We start from the raw sequence: 16,414 nt of genomic DNA, 5'->3' as shown, positions 1-16,414 counted from the left end.
CATGCGCCGCCAGCTGCCGCTGCTTGCCCTCTCCACGGCTTTGGTGATTGGAACAGCAGTCCAGGCGCCAGCCAGGCCGCCGGTGCCCACCACCAACCGCCAATCGTTTGTGGCCGAGGCCGTGCGTCAAGCCGGACCAGCGGTGGTGCGTATCGACACCGAGCGCACCATCACCAGCGCCAGCGCTCCAGGCGGAATCCCGCCAGTGTTCTTGATGGATCCGTTGTTTCGTCAGTTCTTTGGTGGCTCCCCTGGGGCTATGCCAGCGCCACGGCCAAGCCAGCGCACCGAACGCGGTCAGGGCACCGGGGTGATCTTTGAGGCCGATGGCTTGATCCTCACCAATGCCCATGTGGTTGAGGGGGCCTCAAGGGTCACGGTGGGTTTGGTGGATGGCCGCACGATGGAAGGCTCGGTCATTGGTTCTGACCCCATTACAGACCTGGCCGTGGTTCGCGTGGCCGCCTCTGATCCTCTGCCTGTGGCGCCGTTGGGCGATTCCGATGCGGTGGAGGTGGGGGACTGGGCCATCGCGGTGGGGAACCCCTTTGGTCTGGATAACACCGTCACCTTGGGGATCATCAGCAGCACCAACCGCAACGCCACCAAGCTCGGCATCACCGACAAGCGCCTGGATTTGATTCAGACCGATGCCGCGATCAATCCAGGCAATTCCGGGGGACCACTGCTGAATGCCGATGGTGAGGTGGTGGGGATTAATGCTTTGGTGCGCAGTGGCCCTGGCGCTGGCTTGGGCTTCTCAATTCCGATCAACCGGGCGCGATCGATTGCTGATCAGCTGATCAGCAATGGCAAAGCCAGCCATGCCTTGGTTGGTTTGGCCCTCTCGGCTGAGCCCAAGGGGGTGCGGGTGAACTCTGTGATGCCCAATGGCCCTGCCGCTCGCGCTGGGGTTAGGCCGGGTGATTTGGTGCTGAGAGTTGGCGGCGAAGCGGTGCGTGATCCAGCGCAATTCTTGGCCCGCATGGAGCGTTCTGGTGTTGGCAAGCCTTTGAGCCTTGAGCTGCTGCGTGATGGCCAGCGCCGCACGCTTGAGGTGGTGCCGGTGGAGATGGCCAGCATGGCCAGTTGACCCAGAGTCCATGGTCCAGAGCGATCGCTGTCCGTTTGTCAAGACCTACAGCTCAATTCGTCTCAGACTTAGACCCATTGATCCGGCGTTTGTGGCTCGTCAGCGACTCGCTCTAGCTCTATCCCTTCAGGGCAACCGCAGCTGGTTGGAGGCTCGCAGCGCCCAACTGTTGGATGAAGGGCGTTTGCTGGAGGCGGAGGCGTTGCTGCAGGAATTCCGTGGCTTGGGCCAGCCCGACCAGTTGCTGACCGTGCCGGCCCAGCTCGGTTGATCACTCCCAGGGGAGATCGGCCATGTCATTGAGGTCGTCGTCGCGCACGCTTTCAAGCCGTTGCGCTGGATCCCAGAGGTCGAGCGGTCGCTCGATGAGTTCCTGGTCGACGTAGCTCGAGGTTGCTGGCTCGTTCAAGGCTGCCTGTTGATTCAACTCTGCTGATCACTCTGCTGGCTGAGCAGCCAGCGCGAGGCCGCCCGTTGGCTTTGCCAGGCCTGCAGCAGCTGCTTGGCAATGCCGCGCACGGCGCTGGGATCCATTTCGGCGTCGATGGCGCGATTCATCCGTTCCAGCTCAAAGCGTTGGCCAAGGCTGAGGGCGGCGGCGGAATCCATGGCATCCGTTCAGGTGCCTTGAACCTTAAAAACTGTTTCAGATGCTTGCGTAGTAAGGGCTACATCTGCTGCTAGTCGGTTTCGGAACCATCACTGATGCGCAGATCTTCCACGCAACGGGTGACGCATTCGCCGTCATCCAAGGAGCATTCGGTGATGCATTGGAAATAGGTTTCAACGGCATCCCAGGTCTGCTCGTGCTCGCCTGCCCCGGGGATGTAAGAACGGCTCATCCGACAACCTCAATGCATTCCGTCAGCGTATGCACACCGAAAAGAGAGGTCCAGAAAGTTGAGTCTTCCTGCCTAAAAAGCTGTGAAGTTGTTTGTCGGCGCCCCCTTAGGTGGGGCGTTTGCGCCGGTTCTCGGCTTTGGCCTTTTGCTTGGCCCGGTTGGCGGTCCGCCTGGCTTCCCGCGCTTCGTCTTCTTCGGCTTGGCGCAGCAGAGCGGCTTCCTCTTCTTTCTTCTCCAGGTAGTAGGCGTAATCGCCCTGGTAGAGCACCAGCTCACCATCGCGCAGTTCCACGATGCGGTTGGCCACCCGGGCGATAAAGGTGCGGTCGTGGCTGACCAGCAGCGCAGCCCCCTCGTATTGCATCAGGGCGTCTTCCAGCATTTGTTTGGCTGGAATATCAAGGTGGTTGGTGGGCTCATCGAGCACCAGCAGATTGCAGGGGGTCAGCAACATCAGTGCCAGGGCTAGGCGGGCTTTTTCGCCTCCGCTCAGCTGGCCCACTTGCTTGAACACCGCGTCATTGCTGAAGCAGAAGCTGCCCAACAGCGAGCGCACTTGCGTTTGGGTCCAATCGGGAACCGCCTCAAACATCGTGTCGATCACGGTTTTCTCGAGATCCAAAGCCTCGGCTTGGTTCTGCTCGAAGTAGCCCGCCTCCACGTTGTGCTCCCCGAGGCGAGCCGATCCTTCACTGGGCTGCTCCAGCCCCATCACCAGCCGCAGCAGAGTGGATTTGCCGGCCCCATTGGGCCCAACAAAGGCAATACGGTCGCCCCGCTCCACTTCGAGGCTGGCCTCAAGAAACAGGATGTTGTCGTCGTAGTAGTGGGTGAGGTTGTCGATCAGCGCGATCTGACGACCTGAGCGCGGCGCCGGTGGAAATTGAAATTGCGGCCCCCCGATCGATTCCACTGGGGCATCAATGCGCTCCACCTTGTCGAGCAATTTTTCGCGGCTTTTAGCTTGTGTGGAGCGGGTCGCACTGGCCCGGAAGCGGTCGATGTAGGCCTGCTGCGCGGCGAGCTCTTTCTGCTGCCGATCAAAGGCCGACTGGCTGGCTTCCCGCTCTAGGGCTTTTTGCTCCAGGTGTTGGCTGTAGTTTCCGAGGTAGCTGCGGGAGATCCCGCGCTCGGTTTCAACGATTTGATTGCACACCCGATCGAGGAACGTGCGGTCGTGGCTGATCACCACCAGAGGCACATTGATCTCGGTGAGGTAGCCCTCCAGCCACTCAATCGTGGCCATGTCGAGGTGGTTGGTGGGCTCATCGAGCAGCAGCAGATCGGGCTCCTGCAGCAGGATCTTGCCCAGGGCGATCCGCATTTGCCAGCCGCCTGAATAGTCGCCAACGAGGCGCTCAGCCTTGGCTTCGTTGAAGCCGATCGTGGGCAGCAGCTTGTCGATGCGAGCATCCAGCTCATAGCCGTGCAGCCCCTCAAAGCGGGTCTGCAGTCGCCCCAATTCTTCGATCAGTTCCTGCAGGTGATCGGGGTCTTCCGCGGCTCGCTCGCTGGCCATCGCCTGTTCCACGTGCCCTTGGCGGTTGCGCACTTCGGCCGCCTCACCAAAGGCCTGAAACAGCTCTTCCCGCACCGTGCGGCGCACATCGACATCAAATTCCTGCTGCAGGAAGACGATGCGAGGGTCGCCCTGCCGCACCACTTGGCCGCTGCTGGGCTCCTCTAAGCCCGCAATGATCCGCAGTTGGGTTGATTTTCCGGCGCCATTGACGCCCACCAGACCGATGCGGTCTCCGCTTTTAACTTCCCAGGTGACGTCTCGAAGCACCTCCCCGGTGGGGTAGATCTTGCCAACGCGCTCCAGCCGCAGCACCCGGTCTTAAGCATGGGACCGGCAGGACCATACCAAGCGTGCGGCAGGTCAAACTGAGGGCTGTGCTGGCACCCGCACGGTGATGCTCAAGCGCTTGGAAGCGGTCATGGCCTTGGTGGTGACAGCCGGTCTAGCCGTTGTGAGCTACTGGTTGTTCTTCAGTTGGGCTCAAGGCGGGGGCAGCCGGCGAGAACCGCTCACCCCACCGGTTCCCCAGGAGCGCTCCGCCGACTCATAGGCCGCCACGGGCTTTGATCAGCCATTGTCGGGTTGCGTCGTCGGCACTGTCGTTGAGGTAGTCGCGGATCTCTTGACGGCTGACGCTCAGTCCTTTGGCTTCGGCAATGGCCACCAATTGATCCAAGGTGCCCTGGGGATCCTGCAGGGCCTGGCGAAAGAGGGATCGAGTCAGCTGGGCATCGCTGCGGACGATGTCATAGAGGGCTTGGGCCTGCTCAAAACCCATAGGGCAGAACGCTTTTTTTCAAGCTAAACCCGGCGGCCAAACATGCTGCTGACGTAACGGCGTGTGAGGTCGCGTTGTTGCACGCCCTGTTGCAGCAAAAAGCCGGCCAAGGCCGCCTGCATCAGGCGGTATTGATCCCACTGTGGATGGGCCTCGATGAACTGGCTCATGGCCTGCGCGAGGTTGCCGGGCAGGGGGGTCTGGAAGCTCACCACCTGTTCGCAGCTGGCGCCTTCCGTTTGTCCGAATGTGTGCTGGGTGGCGCTGGCAACGGCGGCGGAAAGCATGGAGGTGTTGTGCGCTGGGTGCACTAGTTCGCCACGAGTTGACGCATTCGTCAAAGCGAGCCCGCTGACGCAGTCGCATGAATCCCACTGCTGAGATCGACTGCTGCAACTGGCTTGGCTCGCTGGTGTTCCCGTTTGACTAACGCGCCCGGTGTATGGCGCAACACTGTCAAGTAAGAACAGGAACACATTGGGTGTTTCCCCAATGCAGCCGTTGCGGCCGGGCTTTGACGCGTTGGGCTGTGGAAAACCTTGGGCTTGGTTTGGGAAAAGCGCTCAACCCTGGGGAAAGCTAAAAGCGATTAGTTCTGCTGATCAGTGCTGAATTGGGTGCGGAATCTCAGGCCGCCCAGTCTTCGGAGATCTCCATGGCGGAGGCGTCCCGCATGGTGCGGGCATCGAGGCACAGCACCTTGCGCAACTTGGCGTAATTCCTTGCCATCGCTGGCCTGCCCTCGCGCGTGGCGCTGAATTCCGCCCGCTGCAGCACATGGTGGAGATGGGTCAGCAGATAGGTGCTCATCACAGCGGAGACGAGCACATCGCTCTTGTCAGCGGAGGCGGCCATGGCGGGGATTGCCGGTTCCATCAGCATACGCATGGATACTATCCGTGGCGATCTCAGTACACTTCTGGGTGTGACTGTGTGTGCCTAGGGCCATGGCGACCCGTCAGACCTCCAGTAGTGGCCGCGCCAAGTCGCCGCGTATTCAGGTGGTGTTGCCAGAAGCGCTGCTCGAGCGCTTGGCGGTGGCCGCCGAACAGGACAGCCGCACGGTCAGCAACATGGCCAAGGTTTTGATTCAGCAAGGTCTTGATCGGTTGCAGGGTGGCGTGCGCCATCAACTCGAGCGTCAGCAGCAGGTGCAGCCCCGTCTGCGTCAGGGCCGGCTGCGGCGTATTCGCTTGCGCGGCGGCTGATTAGGGCTCAGCCACTTGCCCCAGCAGGCCCGCTCGCGCTCCTGTGATCGCTAGAGCGCTTCCCGGCAGTCCCAGCTGCCGCCACCAGGCCAGCAGGGCAAAGGCCAGGGCCTCGCGGTGTTGAGGGTTGAGACCCAAGCTTTCAAAGCTGCGCACCCACAGGCCGCGGCAGCGTGATTGGAGCTGCTGCATCAGGGCTTGGTTGCGGCAGCCGCCTCCGGCCACCAGCATCTCCACCACCGCAGGCCCTCGCTGCAAATCAGCGGCCACAGCCGCTGCGCTCAAGGCCGCCAAGGTGGCCAGGGCATCGGCTGGGTTGATGCTCTCCCCCAGCTCCTGCAAGCGCCGCTGCAGATCAGGGCGGCCGAAGAGTTCCCGGCCGGTTGATTTGGGCGGAGGCTGTTGAAAGAACGGCTCTTGCAGCCAGCGCTGCACCACGGCTTCGTTCACCTGCCCTTGCAGCGCCCAGCGTCCGCCCTCATCAAAGTGGCTGTTGCCGCCGCTGAAGTGCTCGATCGCCAGATCCAGCAGGGTGTTGGCGGGTCCGCAGTCCCAGCCTTGAACGGGTTGCTGATCGCGGCCTTGCCCCGGTGGCAGCAGGGTCAGATTGGCGATCCCGCCCAAGTTCAGCAGTGCTCGCCAGCCGCCTTGGGCTGGATAGAGGGCGGCATCGGTCAGGGGCACCAGGGGCGCCCCTTGGCCGCCCCGCGCCAAATCAGCGCTGCGAAAGTCGCTCACCACCGTGCGCTGCAGCCTCTCGGCCAGCAAGCAGGCATCCAGCAATTGCCAGCTGGCGCCGCATTGGCCGGCCTGCGGCGGTTGATGCCAGAGGGTTTGTCCGTGGCAGCCCACCAGGCTGGCTTGCTTGTTGGGGTCGGCCGCGGCGGCGCAGGCCGCTTGGGCTTCGCTCACCGCTTGACGCAACTCAAGCCACTGCGCTGCCGATAACAAAACCCCCTGCCCCGCATCGAGCAACTGCTGACGCAAGGGCAGGGGGTAGGGGTGATGGATGGCGTTGATGACGCGCCAGGACGGCTGCCTGGGGGCACCATCAAAACGGGCCAAAACTGCATCGACGCCATCGGCGCTGGTGCCACTCATCAGCCCCAGCACCGTGGCGCCCATCCTCAGCGGTTGGGCTGGGGAGTCATGCGCAGATACGGGCGGACTTCAGTTACGCCTTTGGGGAACTTGTTGCGGGCCTCATCGGTGGGGATGGAGGGCACCACCACGCAGTCTTCACCGTCTTTCCAGTTCACCGGGGTGGCCACCTGGTGGTGGTCGGTGAGCTGCAGCGAATCGATGACCCGCAGGATTTCATCGAAGTTGCGGCCGGTGCTGGCGGGATAGGTGATCTGCAGACGCAGCTTCTTGGCTGGGTCGATCACGAATACCGAGCGCACCGTGAGGTTGTTGAGCGCCTTCGGGTGAATCATCCCGTAGAGATCGCTCACTGTTTTGTCCTCATCGGCGAGGATCGGGTAATCAACGACCGTGCACTGGGTTTCGTTGATATCGCCAATCCAGCCCTTGTGGCTCTCAGCAGAGTCAACGCTCAGGGCGATGGTTTTGACGTTCCGCTTATCCCATTCGGCCCGCAGCTTGGCGACGGCACCGAGCTCCGTGGTGCAAACCGGGGTGTAATCAGCGGGGTGTGAGAACAGAACCACCCAGCTATCGCCGGCATAGTCGTAGAAATTGATCGGACCCTGCTGGGAGTCCTGGGTGAAATTGGGAACGGTGTCCCCAAGCTGGAGCGCCATGACTGTGGACAAAGTGTCTTTTTGATCGTGGCACATGCCCTGCGCCGCAGGCCATGACCCACTGTGAGACCGTAACGCTCATGCAAACCCCCCTGGCTCTTTTTAACGGCAGCTATGTCGGAGAGCGGCCCACGGGGATTGGCGTTGTGGCGAGGGATTTGGCCGCCGCCTTGGGTTCTGAGCAGGTGCCAGCCGTGTGGCCCCAAGGCATGGCGCCAGATCAGGGCAGCGCGGGGCATGGCCGGCGGCTGTGGTGGACCCAAACGCAACTTCCGAAGCTGTGGCGGGCCAGTGGCGCGCCGCTGGTGTTATCGCCATTGCCGGAAGCCCCCCTGTTGGCAGGCGTGCCGTCGGTGGTGCTAGCCCATGACCTGCTGCCGCTGCGTTATCCGCAGCTCACTCCGCTGCTGGCTTATCACCTGGCCTATGTGCCGCTGGTGCTGCGCCGCGCCCGCCACGTGCTTTGCAATTCCGAGGCCACGGCCCGGGAGGTGCATGGCCGCATTGGCGTGCCAACCCGCCGGTTGTCCGTTTTGAAGTTGGGTTTCAACCCAGGGCAGCTGCGCCCTTTGGGCTATCAGCGCGAATCGGAATTGCTGGTGCTCGGCCGCCATGACCCCCACAAGAACCTGCGCCGGCTGTTGCAGGCAGTGGCAGCGCTGCGCGATCGAGAGCACCGCATTCACTTTGTGGGGCCCCACGATCGCCGCTACACCCCCAAACTTCAGGCGCTGGCCCAGGAGCTTGGAATCGCCTCGCGTTGCCGCTGGACCGCATGGGTGAGCAATGACGAGCGCTTGCAGTTGCTGAATCGAGCCCGCGCCTTGGTGATGCCGAGCCTCTGGGAGGGATTTGGTTTGCCAGCCCTTGAAGCCATGGCTTGCGGGACGCCGGTGTTGGCCTCCACGGCTGGGGCATTGCCGGAAGTGGTGGGGGAGGTGGCCGTTCCCCTTGATCCACTGTCTTCAGCGCAAATGGCTGCGGCTATCGACGATTTTTTGGAGTCGACGGCGCTGCAACAGCAGCTCGCCCAGCAGGGACCGTTGCGGGCGGCAGGCTTCAGTTGGGCGCAAACCGGGGCTGAGTTGAAGCAGCGCCTGCAGGCGTTGTGCCCCTGAGCGCTTAGGGCACCAGCAGACCGCTGGGGCGCTGCAAGCGCAAACAGCGCATGCCGGCCGCGGCTGCCGCCTGCTCATCGGCGCCGCTATCGCCAATCAGCAGCGCGTGCTCAGCGCTGCAGGGCACTTGGGCCAGGGCTGCCTCCAACAGGGCTGGATCGGGTTTGGCGGCTCCGGCTTCGCTGGAGACCAGCACGCCATCAACGGCATCACGCAGGCCAAGCCGCTCCAGTAGGCCGTGCAAACGCCGATCAAAGTTGCTGACCACCATCAAGGCCAGCCCGCTTTGCCGCCAGCGCTCCAAGGCATCGGGCACCTCGGCATACACCGCCCATGGCTCGGGTTGTGCAAAACGATCAAACAGCTCACCGGCTAGGCCAATTGGGAGGTGCTTCACGCCTACGGCCTTGAAGGTGGCGTCAATCCGCTGCTGCCACCAAGACCGTTCGGCCTGCTCTAAGTGAGCCGGGGTAACGCCTGGAAATGCCAGCGGAGGGGCTTGGCTGTAGGCCTGGGCGAAGGCGCGATCGAGGGATTCCGTTTCCAGCTCCAAGCCGTAGTCGGCTGCCGCTGCGCTGTAAAGGGTGCCCACCGATTGGCGCAAGCCGATCAAGGTCCCCATCGCATCGAGCAGGAGGGCCTTGGCTTGAGTCATCGGCGTGGGGCGCTGAGCCAGCCCGCCGCCACCTGAAGCGGTAAACGGCACCCTGGCAAGCGAGTGAGGTAGGTCCAGCGGCGGAGCTGATAGGCGGAGGATCCGGCCAAGGTCAGCCCCATGCCTGTGAGGGTGGCATCACCTACACCCAAGCTCAGCATTTCTCCGAGATCTTTCCACTTGAACTCCTCAAGCGGTTGGTTCTCACGAGCCAGCAGCAGGTTGCGAGCCAGCAGCTGGGCCTGCTGAAATGCCACTTGGGCCGTGGCTGGAAGTTCGGGGTCATGGGGGATGGCTGCGGTATCCCCGAGGCTGAAGATGCGCGGATCACTCTCCAGCTGCAAGCTGGCATTGCAGCGCAAGCGGCCGCGCCCGTTGGTGGCTAGTGCTCCAGAGGGCAGAGCGGTGCGCTGGCCCGCCGTCCACACCACAGCATCAACCGCCAGAGTGCTGCTTTGGCCTTCAGCGTCTTGGAGCGTCAGCTGGCCGGGTTGAACGGCTTGCACCCCGCACTGGCAACGCAGGCGCACATCGCGTTGCTGCAAGGCCAGTTCGGCTTGGCTGCGGTTGAAGGCTTTGGCCTGGGGCAAACAGCGCTCACCGCGTTCAATCAGCTCAACGCTGGCTTGGCCGCGCAGTAGGTCGGCCAACTTGCACGCCAGCTCAACGCCGCTGGGGCCCGCGCCAACGACGGCCACCCGATTGCGAATGCTGGGCAGTTGGGCCTGCAGGGCTTCGACATCCTCCAGGCTGTGGAAGCGCAGGGCATGCTCGTCCACCCCTGGGATGCCAAAGCTGTCGGGTTTGGCGCCGGTGGCGATCACCAGCTGGCTGTAGCCCAGGCGTTGGCCGCTCTCCAGCACCACGTCGCAGGAGCCCGGCTCCACCGCAGCTACCCGATCGCGCTGCCAGCCGATGCCATGGCCAGCGAGTAGGGCGTCGTAGCGGGGAGCCATCTGCCAGAGCGGCAATTCGCCGCTGAGGCGCTCGTAGAGGAAGGGCAGAAAGACGAAGCGATCGCGCGGTTCCACCAACAGCAAGGGTGGATGCCCGGGGCACCGCGCCAGTTCCATGGCTGTATAGAGGCCGGCGAATCCGCCACCCACGATCACGATGGGAGAGGTCACCGTTTGCTCGGAACTGGGGCGAGGTTAGGAGGCAGGAGCCAGGTGATGCGGCAGGCTGTCTAGAGCTGGGGAAGGTCTGCGGTGCAGCTGGTTCAGGATCTGGAAGCCACCCAGGCTGAGCTGGAGGCGCTTGAGGCCCCTGAGCAATTGCGCTGGGCGAATGATCATTTCGGCAGTGGCTTTGCTGTCACCACCAGCTTTGGCACCCAGTCAGCCGTTTTGCTGCATCTGTTGGTGGGTGTGGCGCCTGATGTGCCCGTTTATTGGATTGATACGGGCTATCTATTCCCTGAGACCTACCAATACGCCGCTGATTTAACGCAACGCCTCAAGCTGAATCTCAAGGTGGTTCAGCCTGAGTTGAGCCCAGCGCGCATGGAAGCGCTGCTCGGCCGGCTTTGGGAGAGCGAAAACCCCGACGACCTGGTCACTTATCACCGGCTGCGCAAGGTGGAGCCCTTGGATCAGGCCTTGGATGCTGCAGAAGTGAGCTGCTGGGCTAGCGGTGTGCGGGCTGGTCAAACCGACAACCGTGCCGCCATGCGGCCGCTCGAGCGTTTGCGCGGGCGTTGGAGTTTGCGGCCGCTGCTGCGCTGGACCCGGCGCGACGTCTACTACTACATGGAAAAGCACGAGCTGCCGCAACATCCCTTGTTTGAGCAGGGCTACAGCACCGTGGGCGACTGGCATTCCAGTGCACCCGACGATGGCTTGGGCCGCGCCAGCCGCTTTGGCGGTCGCCATCAGGAGTGCGGCTTGCACCTGCCGGAAACCTTGGTGGAAGGCGCCGGGATTTGAGCGATGCGGCGTTGGCTGCTGATTGGCAACAGCCGCTGGCATTGGGCGGCTCTCGCGCCTGATCAGTCGCTTCAGCTCTGGCACACCAGTGCCGCCGCTGGCTTCAAGGAGCTGCAGCAGGCTCCTGTGGCCTGGGCTGCTGTGGGATCTGTGCCAACAGAACTTGAGCGCTGGCAGCCGCAGCGGCTGCTCACTGCTGATGTGCCCTTGGCCAACCTTCCCCCGGCAATAGGGGTAGATCGTGCCTTGGCGGCTTGGGGCGCTTGGCAGCAGCAGCGCCAACCCGTGTTGGTGGCTGATGCCGGCACGGCTTTAAGCCTGACGTTGGTGGATGCCGCCGGGTGTTTCTTGGGGGGGCGGCTGATGGCGGGCGGGCGCTTGCAGTTGCAGGCGCTGCATCAGGGCACCGCCGATCTCCCCACGCTGAAACATCTGGAGACGGCAGATCCGATCTGGGCCACGCACACCGCGGAGGCCATGGCCAGTGGTGTGGCGCGGGGGCTGGCCGCGGCGATTGCTTTGGCCTTTCATGACAGACCCCAGCCGCAGTGGCCGTGGCAGCTGTGGCTCACCGGTGGTGATGCCCGTGTCTTGATGCCCTTACTGCAGGCCCAAGGCCTGCAGCCTCACCACGATGAAGGCCTGGCCTTAGCGGCCTTGGTGGCGCTTAGCCGGCCAGCTCAAGGTCCTTGAGGATGTCGTCGGCCATGGTGGCGGCTTTCACCTTTTTGTAGATCTTCTCGAGCTTGCCGTCGGCATCGATCACAAAGGTGTGGCGCATCATGCCCATGTATTCGCGGCCCATGAACTTTTTGAGTCCATAGCTCTCGTAGGACTCGGCCACCGGGCAGGGCTCGCTGTCGCTGAGCAGGGTGAAGGGCAGGGTGTACTTGTCGATGAACTTGGCGTGGCTTTTGGCGTTGTCTTTGCTGATGCCCAACACCTTGATGCCATGGCTTGTGAAGCTGCCCCACTGATCGCGGAAGTTGCAGGCTTCCTTGGTGCAGCCGGGGGTGTCGTCCTTGGGATAGAAGTAGATCACCACCCGCTGACCGCGTAGATCCTTGAGAGCAACGGGTTGGCCGTCCTGATCTGGGAGCGTGAAATCAGGTGCGGGGTCACCGATTTGAAGGGCCATGGCTGCAATGCAATCGGGGAGCGAGCCTAAGCAGCCGCAGCTCTGGTGCGGCCCCCTGCCGGGCTGCTCTGCCGATCAATTGCCATTGCTGCTCAGTGCCCAAGAGCTGACCTGGGGGAATGCACTACCGCACCGCCGGCGCCTGATCTTTTGGCAAACCCGCGCTGTGGTGCGCCAGCAGCTTGCTGCTTGGCTGGGCTGCACTCCAGAGGCTGTGCCGTTGCGGGCACCACCGGCCCGCTATCCCGAGCTCGCCGACGGCTGGGGCTACGTGAGTTGGAGCCATAGCAGCGAGCAACTGCTCTTGGGTTGGTCACCTCAGCCTGTGGGGGTGGATCTTGAACCGGCTGATCGCCCGATTCGAGCCGAATCGTTGTGGCGGCGTCTTTGCCCTGGCGAGCCCCCGCCTGCTGCCTTGGCTGATGCGGTGTTGCAGCGCTGGGTGGCGCTGGAGGCGCTGATCAAACGCCGCCGCAGCAGCGTTGCCGTGGAGCTGGGGCGCTGGTCATGGCAATTGGAACAAGGCCGAGCTGTGCATCGCGGTGATCAGCACAACGTCGATGTTGTGGCCCAGCGCCATCACCTGCAGCAGCGCACTTGGTGGCTTGCCTGGAGTGGTGGTGCGATGCCCGCTGTAGGGCCTGAGCAAGGCGGCTAAGGTCCGCCCATGGTTCAACTCCTACGCCTCAGCACGATCGTGCTGCTCACCCTGCTTGGGGTGTGCGGCCTGGTGCGTTTGCCGTTGATGCCCCCGTTGTTGGCCCGCTCGGGTTCCGATACGCAGCTCTCCGATCTCGAAGCCCAAGAAGCTTTGTTGGAAGCTCGGCAAGAGGCGGCCTCTCAGATGACACGCTTTGTGGGCGGGCAGATCACGCGGCACTACTGGGGCGGTTTCACTCCTTATTTGGATGTCTTGGGGGTGGAGATCCCTGAGACGATGGAATCAACCCTCACGGTGAGTGATGACCGGGCCCGCTTGGTGCTCGATCCCAAGCGGGTGAATGAGCGTTATGTCGCTGAGGTGGTGCGCGCCGGAACGCGCGCGCGGGGTGTGGTGTGCCGCGGTCAAGGGGAGCCCGGTGAGTTTGTATTGCGCGGCCGACGTCTCGATTGTCCGGAGGGTTGGCTTGTGATTAACGACCCCCTATTGACGTCGCCTGGAGAACAACAACCCGAGCCGATTGATTAAAACAATCAGGGACTCGTCAATCTTGTTGGCGGTTTTTTACCCCGTGGCTAAGTTTTTGAGTGACGTGTCCGCCTCGCTCTCATGCTGAAGCGCATCTCTGCTGGCCTCGCTGCCGGCGCTGCCCTTTCTTCCCTGGCTGTTCTTCCCGTTCAGGCAGAAATCAACACCCGCTCCACTGTTCGTTGGAACAGCGGTGGCGCCGTGTACACCACCAAGCTCTCTGACTTCCAGAGTTTCCTTGAGTCTGGCGGTGAAATCGACTACAGCACCAACCGTGCCCTGGCCTCCGGTGTCAACAACTCCGGCTGGACCGCGGAAGAGATCGCTAAGGGTCTCTCCAAGCAGTACAAGGTCAACGTTGTCTACGTTGCCCGCTTCCTGTACTCCAAGAAGGGCTACAAGTTCCTCGAGAATCAAACCAAGAGCTACTTCCCCTACTGGGGCATGAAGAAGACCGCCGTTCAGGCTCTTCGCTCTGCCATCGTCCTCGACTCCGTCGACGGCAAGCTGTCCTCTGCCGGCATCATGAAGATGCTGCCCGTGGACATGCGCCTGGCTGACACCTGCGGCACTTTCGATGGTGCTCAGAACGTCTGCGCCAAGGGCAAGTGCCAAGGCGACCAGCAGTGCACCTCCCTGCTGTCCTGGTATGTGTTCCTGCCCGCTTGCGTGCAGGCCAACCAGATCAAGGACAAGATTGCCACCCGCCCTGTGCGCGGCCTCTGGTGATCAGCTGATCAACCGCAAGGTTTGTCTCCAAACCCCCGCCATTGGCGGGGGTTTTTTCATGGCTTAGCGCCGTGCCACCAGGTGTTGATGGCTGATGGTTTGGCGCAGCTTGGTGCCAATGCGCTTTTGATAGCTCTCCTTAAGAGCCGTGATGGCTTGATCGCCAAGTTGTTCTTCCATGACCTGCCGGTAGATGGCTTGCTTGGAAAACCAGCGCGTGATGAGGCCTGAATCCACCTGCAGGCTGACCTGATCAGTCCACTGCTCTTGGGTCACGCTCCAGTCAGCAGCGGTCAAAAGTTTCTGCAGCCGTTCCAGCGTTTGGCGTTCCGCTAGCCAGCGCTGCTCGGCTTCAATCAAGGCGGACTGGTCGGAATCCATCAATGCAGCAGGTCCAGCGTTGGGCTGGCTACTCATTAGGTGGATTTCGGCGCCGCCATAGAGCAACGTCTCGAGTTGCTCCGCCCACTCCTCAAGGTCCTGTTGATTGGCGCCCTGCAGCAGGTTGCGGCCAATCAGCAGTTCAAACCGCTGGCCTCCTAAGCCCTCAACAGCATGGGCCGGTGCTTCCAGCAGAGCCGGTTGCTGTAACGGATCCAGCACTTGCAGCTGCGCCTTGATGCGCTCGATGTCGGTGCTGCTGTCCAGCTGCAGGGTCACGCCGCCTTCGGGTGTTCCGCTCAGGGCTGGCAACGCCCACAGCAGGCTGCGGCTGCCCATCACCAAAACGTTGTGGTACCGCTGCAAAGCGATGGAATTCCAGAAGCGTTGCTGCAGCCTCACCAGCCGTCCTTCTTCGAGGGCCAGTTGACGCTGCAGCCAGCGTTCCACCGCAGGGTCGTCTGGGCCACTGCTGAGTGGCTCCCCCTGTTGGCTTTCCCATTCCACGGCCGCAGCGAGCTGGGCGGCCCGATGCGTCAGTAGTTGTTGGCGGCGCTCCCCTTCCCAGCCCAGGGCCCCAGGTTGATAAAACACCTGTCCCTGCAGGGCATTGGGGAGGTATTGCTGCGCCACCCAGTGATCGGCATAGGCGTGCGGGTAGCGATACCCCACCCCATCGCCGAAGGCGGAACCATCACGGTTGGCATCGCGCAGATGCTTGGGAATCTGCTGCGCTTTTTCCTGGCGCAGCTGCTTGACGGCATCAAAAAATCCCAGGGCGCTGTTGCTTTTGCTGGCACCGGCGAGATAAAGAGTCGCTTGCACCAATGGATAAAGCCCTTCCGGTAGGCCAATCCGATCAAAGGCGGCTGCGCAGGCTTCCACCACCACGATCCCCTGAGGGTCAGCCAGGCCGATATCTTCGCCAGCTGAAATCAGCAGGCGCCGGAAGATGAAACGGGGATCTTCCCCAGCTTCCACCATGCGTGCCAGCCAAAACAGGGCGGCATCGGGATCACTGCCGCGAATCGATTTGATGAAGGCGCTGATGGTGTCGAAATGGGCATCCCCCTGCTTGTCGTAGAGAACGGCCTGTTGTTGGATCGACTCCTCAGCCACGGCCAAGGTGATCTGAATCGCTCCTGAGGCATCGGCGTCGGTGGTTTCAACGGCGAGCTCAAACGCATTCAGCAAACTGCGCGCATCACCAGCAGCTACCTCCACCAGATGCTGTCTGGCGTCAGCTTCCAGCTGGATGGAGCGTTCGCCGTAGCCATGGGTGTGATCGCTGAGGGCGCGATCGAGCACCTGATGCAGGGCGGCTTGATCGAGCGATTGCAGCCGGAAAAGGCGCGAGCGACTGACCAAGGCTTTATTGACTTCAAAGAAAGGGTTCTCGGTGGTGGCGCCGATCAAGGTGACGGTGCCGTTTTCCACCCAGGGCAGTAGGGCGTCTTGCTGACTGGTGTTGAAGCGATGCACTTCATCGATGAACAGCAGGGTGCGCAGGCCATGGCGGCCAAGCCGTTCCTGCGCTTGCTCCACTTCCGCGCGCAGGTCCTTGATGCCTGCCAGAACGGCATTGAGGCTGCTGAAGTGGCAGCGGGTGGTGTTGGCGATGATCCGAGCCAGGGTAGTTTTCCCCGTGCCTGGCGGGCCATGCAGGATCAGGCTGCCGAGGCGATCAGCAGCAATGGCTCGGCGCAACAGGCGGCCTGGGCCGAGGATGGCGTCTTGGCCAATGAACTCATCAAGGCTGCGCGGCCGCAGGCGCTCAGCGAGCGGAGCCTGTTGCTGCAGCTGTTGATCGGCGTGGTGGCCGAACAGGTCCATGGCAAATACCTCGCTCTAGGACTGGCAAGTTGCCTTGTTTCGGCCATTAGAACGAAACTAGAGCAGTGGTAGTTTTGTACCAGCATTAATGCTAGGCCAGTCTGGCCTCCGAGCCATGGCTGCCATTGGAGCCCGCTGCAAGCAAAGCTTTTTGCTGATGGCCGCAGGCGAGTGCAGGCGCGATATCGGCAGGTTGCAATGATTCGCTTGAGCACGGGCCGGAGCGCAATGCTGTGCTGC

At 62.3% G+C, this 16,414-nt stretch carries 23 protein-coding genes; 10 read left to right on the top strand and 13 right to left on the bottom strand.

Annotated features, from left to right (window positions below):
• Position 1 precedes the first annotated feature (1 nt).
• Positions 2–1,093, top strand: coding sequence for a trypsin-like peptidase domain-containing protein (locus tag SIB46_RS06395; RefSeq protein WP_413295259.1), 1,092 nt, complete (start codon positions 2–4; stop codon positions 1,091–1,093).
• A gap of 10 nt (positions 1,094–1,103) precedes the next feature.
• Complete coding sequence (locus SIB46_RS06390) at positions 1,104–1,364, top strand: hypothetical protein (RefSeq protein WP_413295257.1); 261 nt, start codon at positions 1,104–1,106, stop codon at positions 1,362–1,364.
• On the opposite strand, the gene SIB46_RS06385 is transcribed toward SIB46_RS06390, so the two are convergent.
• From SIB46_RS06385 to SIB46_RS06370, 4 genes are all read right to left on the bottom strand, one after another.
• Positions 1,365–1,502 (bottom strand): hypothetical protein, encoded by a 138-nt coding sequence (locus SIB46_RS06385; protein WP_413295255.1) that lies wholly within the window; start codon positions 1,500–1,502, stop codon positions 1,365–1,367.
• A 14-nt stretch (positions 1,503–1,516) separates the two neighbouring features.
• Entirely contained in the window at positions 1,517–1,702 is a 186-nt protein-coding gene (locus SIB46_RS06380) for a hypothetical protein (protein ID WP_413295253.1), read from the bottom strand.
• Positions 1,703–1,773: 71 nt separating this feature from the next.
• Positions 1,774–1,935, bottom strand: coding sequence for a hypothetical protein (locus SIB46_RS06375; protein WP_413295251.1), 162 nt, complete (start codon positions 1,933–1,935; stop codon positions 1,774–1,776).
• Between the two features lie 106 nt (positions 1,936–2,041).
• Positions 2,042–3,769: an ATP-binding cassette domain-containing protein gene (locus SIB46_RS06370; RefSeq protein ID WP_413295249.1), complete on the bottom strand. Its 1,728-nt coding sequence runs from the start codon at positions 3,767–3,769 to the stop codon at positions 2,042–2,044.
• 82 nt (positions 3,770–3,851) lie between these two features.
• Here SIB46_RS06370 and SIB46_RS06365 point away from each other — a divergent pair, with 82 nt between their 5' ends.
• A complete protein-coding gene (locus tag SIB46_RS06365) occupies positions 3,852–4,007 on the top strand; it encodes a hypothetical protein (protein ID WP_413295247.1) in 156 nt (51 codons plus the stop codon).
• Here the strand turns inward: SIB46_RS06365 and SIB46_RS06360 are convergent.
• The 3 genes from SIB46_RS06360 to SIB46_RS06350 all read right to left on the bottom strand — a co-directional run bounded on the left by SIB46_RS06360 (position 4,002) and on the right by SIB46_RS06350 (position 5,123).
• On the bottom strand, positions 4,002–4,235 hold the full coding sequence (locus SIB46_RS06360) for a hypothetical protein (protein WP_011934799.1): 234 nt from the start codon (positions 4,233–4,235) through the stop codon (positions 4,002–4,004). The genes SIB46_RS06365 and SIB46_RS06360 overlap by 6 nt on opposite strands.
• Positions 4,236–4,258: 23 nt before the next feature.
• On the bottom strand, positions 4,259–4,522 hold the full coding sequence (locus tag SIB46_RS06355; protein WP_413295245.1) for a DUF2811 domain-containing protein: 264 nt from the start codon (positions 4,520–4,522) through the stop codon (positions 4,259–4,261).
• Positions 4,523–4,862: 340 nt separating this feature from the next.
• The gene (locus SIB46_RS06350) at positions 4,863–5,123 is read right to left on the bottom strand and encodes a hypothetical protein (protein ID WP_413297678.1); all 261 of its coding nucleotides are present in this window, start codon (positions 5,121–5,123) and stop codon (positions 4,863–4,865) included.
• Positions 5,124–5,182: 59 nt separating this feature from the next.
• Here SIB46_RS06350 and SIB46_RS06345 point away from each other — a divergent pair, with 59 nt between their 5' ends.
• Positions 5,183–5,443, top strand: a complete 261-nt coding sequence (locus tag SIB46_RS06345) for a ribbon-helix-helix domain-containing protein (protein ID WP_413297677.1) — start codon at positions 5,183–5,185, stop codon at positions 5,441–5,443.
• On the opposite strand, the gene SIB46_RS06340 is transcribed toward SIB46_RS06345, so the two are convergent.
• A complete protein-coding gene (locus SIB46_RS06340; protein WP_413297675.1) occupies positions 5,444–6,568 on the bottom strand; it encodes an anhydro-N-acetylmuramic acid kinase in 1,125 nt (374 codons plus the stop codon).
• A gap of 2 nt (positions 6,569–6,570) precedes the next feature.
• On the bottom strand, positions 6,571–7,206 hold the full coding sequence (locus SIB46_RS06335) for a peroxiredoxin (RefSeq protein ID WP_043737706.1): 636 nt from the start codon (positions 7,204–7,206) through the stop codon (positions 6,571–6,573).
• Between the two features lie 80 nt (positions 7,207–7,286).
• Between SIB46_RS06335 and SIB46_RS06330 the strand changes: the two genes are divergently transcribed.
• Positions 7,287–8,324: a glycosyltransferase family 4 protein gene (locus tag SIB46_RS06330; protein WP_413297674.1), complete on the top strand. Its 1,038-nt coding sequence runs from the start codon at positions 7,287–7,289 to the stop codon at positions 8,322–8,324.
• A 4-nt stretch (positions 8,325–8,328) separates the two neighbouring features.
• Here SIB46_RS06330 and SIB46_RS06325 read toward each other — a convergent pair whose 3' ends face one another.
• Together SIB46_RS06325 and SIB46_RS06320 are read right to left on the bottom strand one after the other, a co-directional pair.
• Positions 8,329–8,979 carry an HAD-IA family hydrolase gene (locus SIB46_RS06325; protein ID WP_413297673.1) on the bottom strand — a complete coding sequence of 217 codons (651 nt, stop codon included), beginning with the start codon at positions 8,977–8,979 and terminating at the stop codon, positions 8,329–8,331.
• Positions 8,976–10,106: an NAD(P)/FAD-dependent oxidoreductase gene (locus tag SIB46_RS06320; RefSeq protein ID WP_413297672.1), complete on the bottom strand. Its 1,131-nt coding sequence runs from the start codon at positions 10,104–10,106 to the stop codon at positions 8,976–8,978. The genes SIB46_RS06325 and SIB46_RS06320 overlap by 4 nt, the downstream gene beginning before the upstream one ends.
• An 81-nt stretch (positions 10,107–10,187) precedes the next feature.
• On the opposite strand from SIB46_RS06320, the gene SIB46_RS06315 reads away from it, so the two are divergent.
• Together SIB46_RS06315 and SIB46_RS06310 are read left to right on the top strand one after the other, a co-directional pair.
• A complete protein-coding gene (locus tag SIB46_RS06315; protein ID WP_413297671.1) occupies positions 10,188–10,904 on the top strand; it encodes a phosphoadenylyl-sulfate reductase in 717 nt (238 codons plus the stop codon).
• A 3-nt stretch (positions 10,905–10,907) separates the two neighbouring features.
• Positions 10,908–11,597 (top strand): type III pantothenate kinase, encoded by a 690-nt coding sequence (locus SIB46_RS06310; protein ID WP_413297670.1) that lies wholly within the window; start codon positions 10,908–10,910, stop codon positions 11,595–11,597.
• Here the strand turns inward: SIB46_RS06310 and bcp are convergent.
• Positions 11,572–12,042, bottom strand: coding sequence for a thioredoxin-dependent thiol peroxidase (gene bcp / locus SIB46_RS06305; RefSeq protein WP_413297669.1), 471 nt, complete (start codon positions 12,040–12,042; stop codon positions 11,572–11,574). The two genes, SIB46_RS06310 and bcp, sit on opposite strands and share 26 nt — an antisense overlap.
• Between bcp and SIB46_RS06300 the strand changes: the two genes are divergently transcribed.
• The 3 genes from SIB46_RS06300 to SIB46_RS06290 all read left to right on the top strand — a co-directional run bounded on the left by SIB46_RS06300 (position 12,041) and on the right by SIB46_RS06290 (position 13,960).
• Complete coding sequence (locus tag SIB46_RS06300) at positions 12,041–12,700, top strand: 4'-phosphopantetheinyl transferase family protein (protein ID WP_413297668.1); 660 nt, start codon at positions 12,041–12,043, stop codon at positions 12,698–12,700. The genes bcp and SIB46_RS06300 overlap by 2 nt on opposite strands.
• Before the next feature lie 9 nt (positions 12,701–12,709).
• Positions 12,710–13,231, top strand: coding sequence for a hypothetical protein (locus SIB46_RS06295; protein WP_413297667.1), 522 nt, complete (start codon positions 12,710–12,712; stop codon positions 13,229–13,231).
• Between the two features lie 81 nt (positions 13,232–13,312).
• Complete coding sequence (locus SIB46_RS06290) at positions 13,313–13,960, top strand: alpha/beta hydrolase (RefSeq protein ID WP_413297666.1); 648 nt, start codon at positions 13,313–13,315, stop codon at positions 13,958–13,960.
• A gap of 63 nt (positions 13,961–14,023) precedes the next feature.
• Here SIB46_RS06290 and SIB46_RS06285 read toward each other — a convergent pair whose 3' ends face one another.
• Positions 14,024–16,174 (bottom strand): AAA family ATPase, encoded by a 2,151-nt coding sequence (locus SIB46_RS06285; protein WP_413297665.1) that lies wholly within the window; start codon positions 16,172–16,174, stop codon positions 14,024–14,026.
• Positions 16,175–16,414: the final 240 nt, after the last annotated feature.

The organism is Synechococcus sp. MIT S9452, assembly GCF_047304245.1.
Lineage (GTDB): Bacteria > Cyanobacteriota > Cyanobacteriia > PCC-6307 > Cyanobiaceae > RCC307.
The sequence above is the reverse complement of the archived record's forward strand: the minus strand, read 5'-3'. Positions and strand labels throughout refer to the sequence as shown.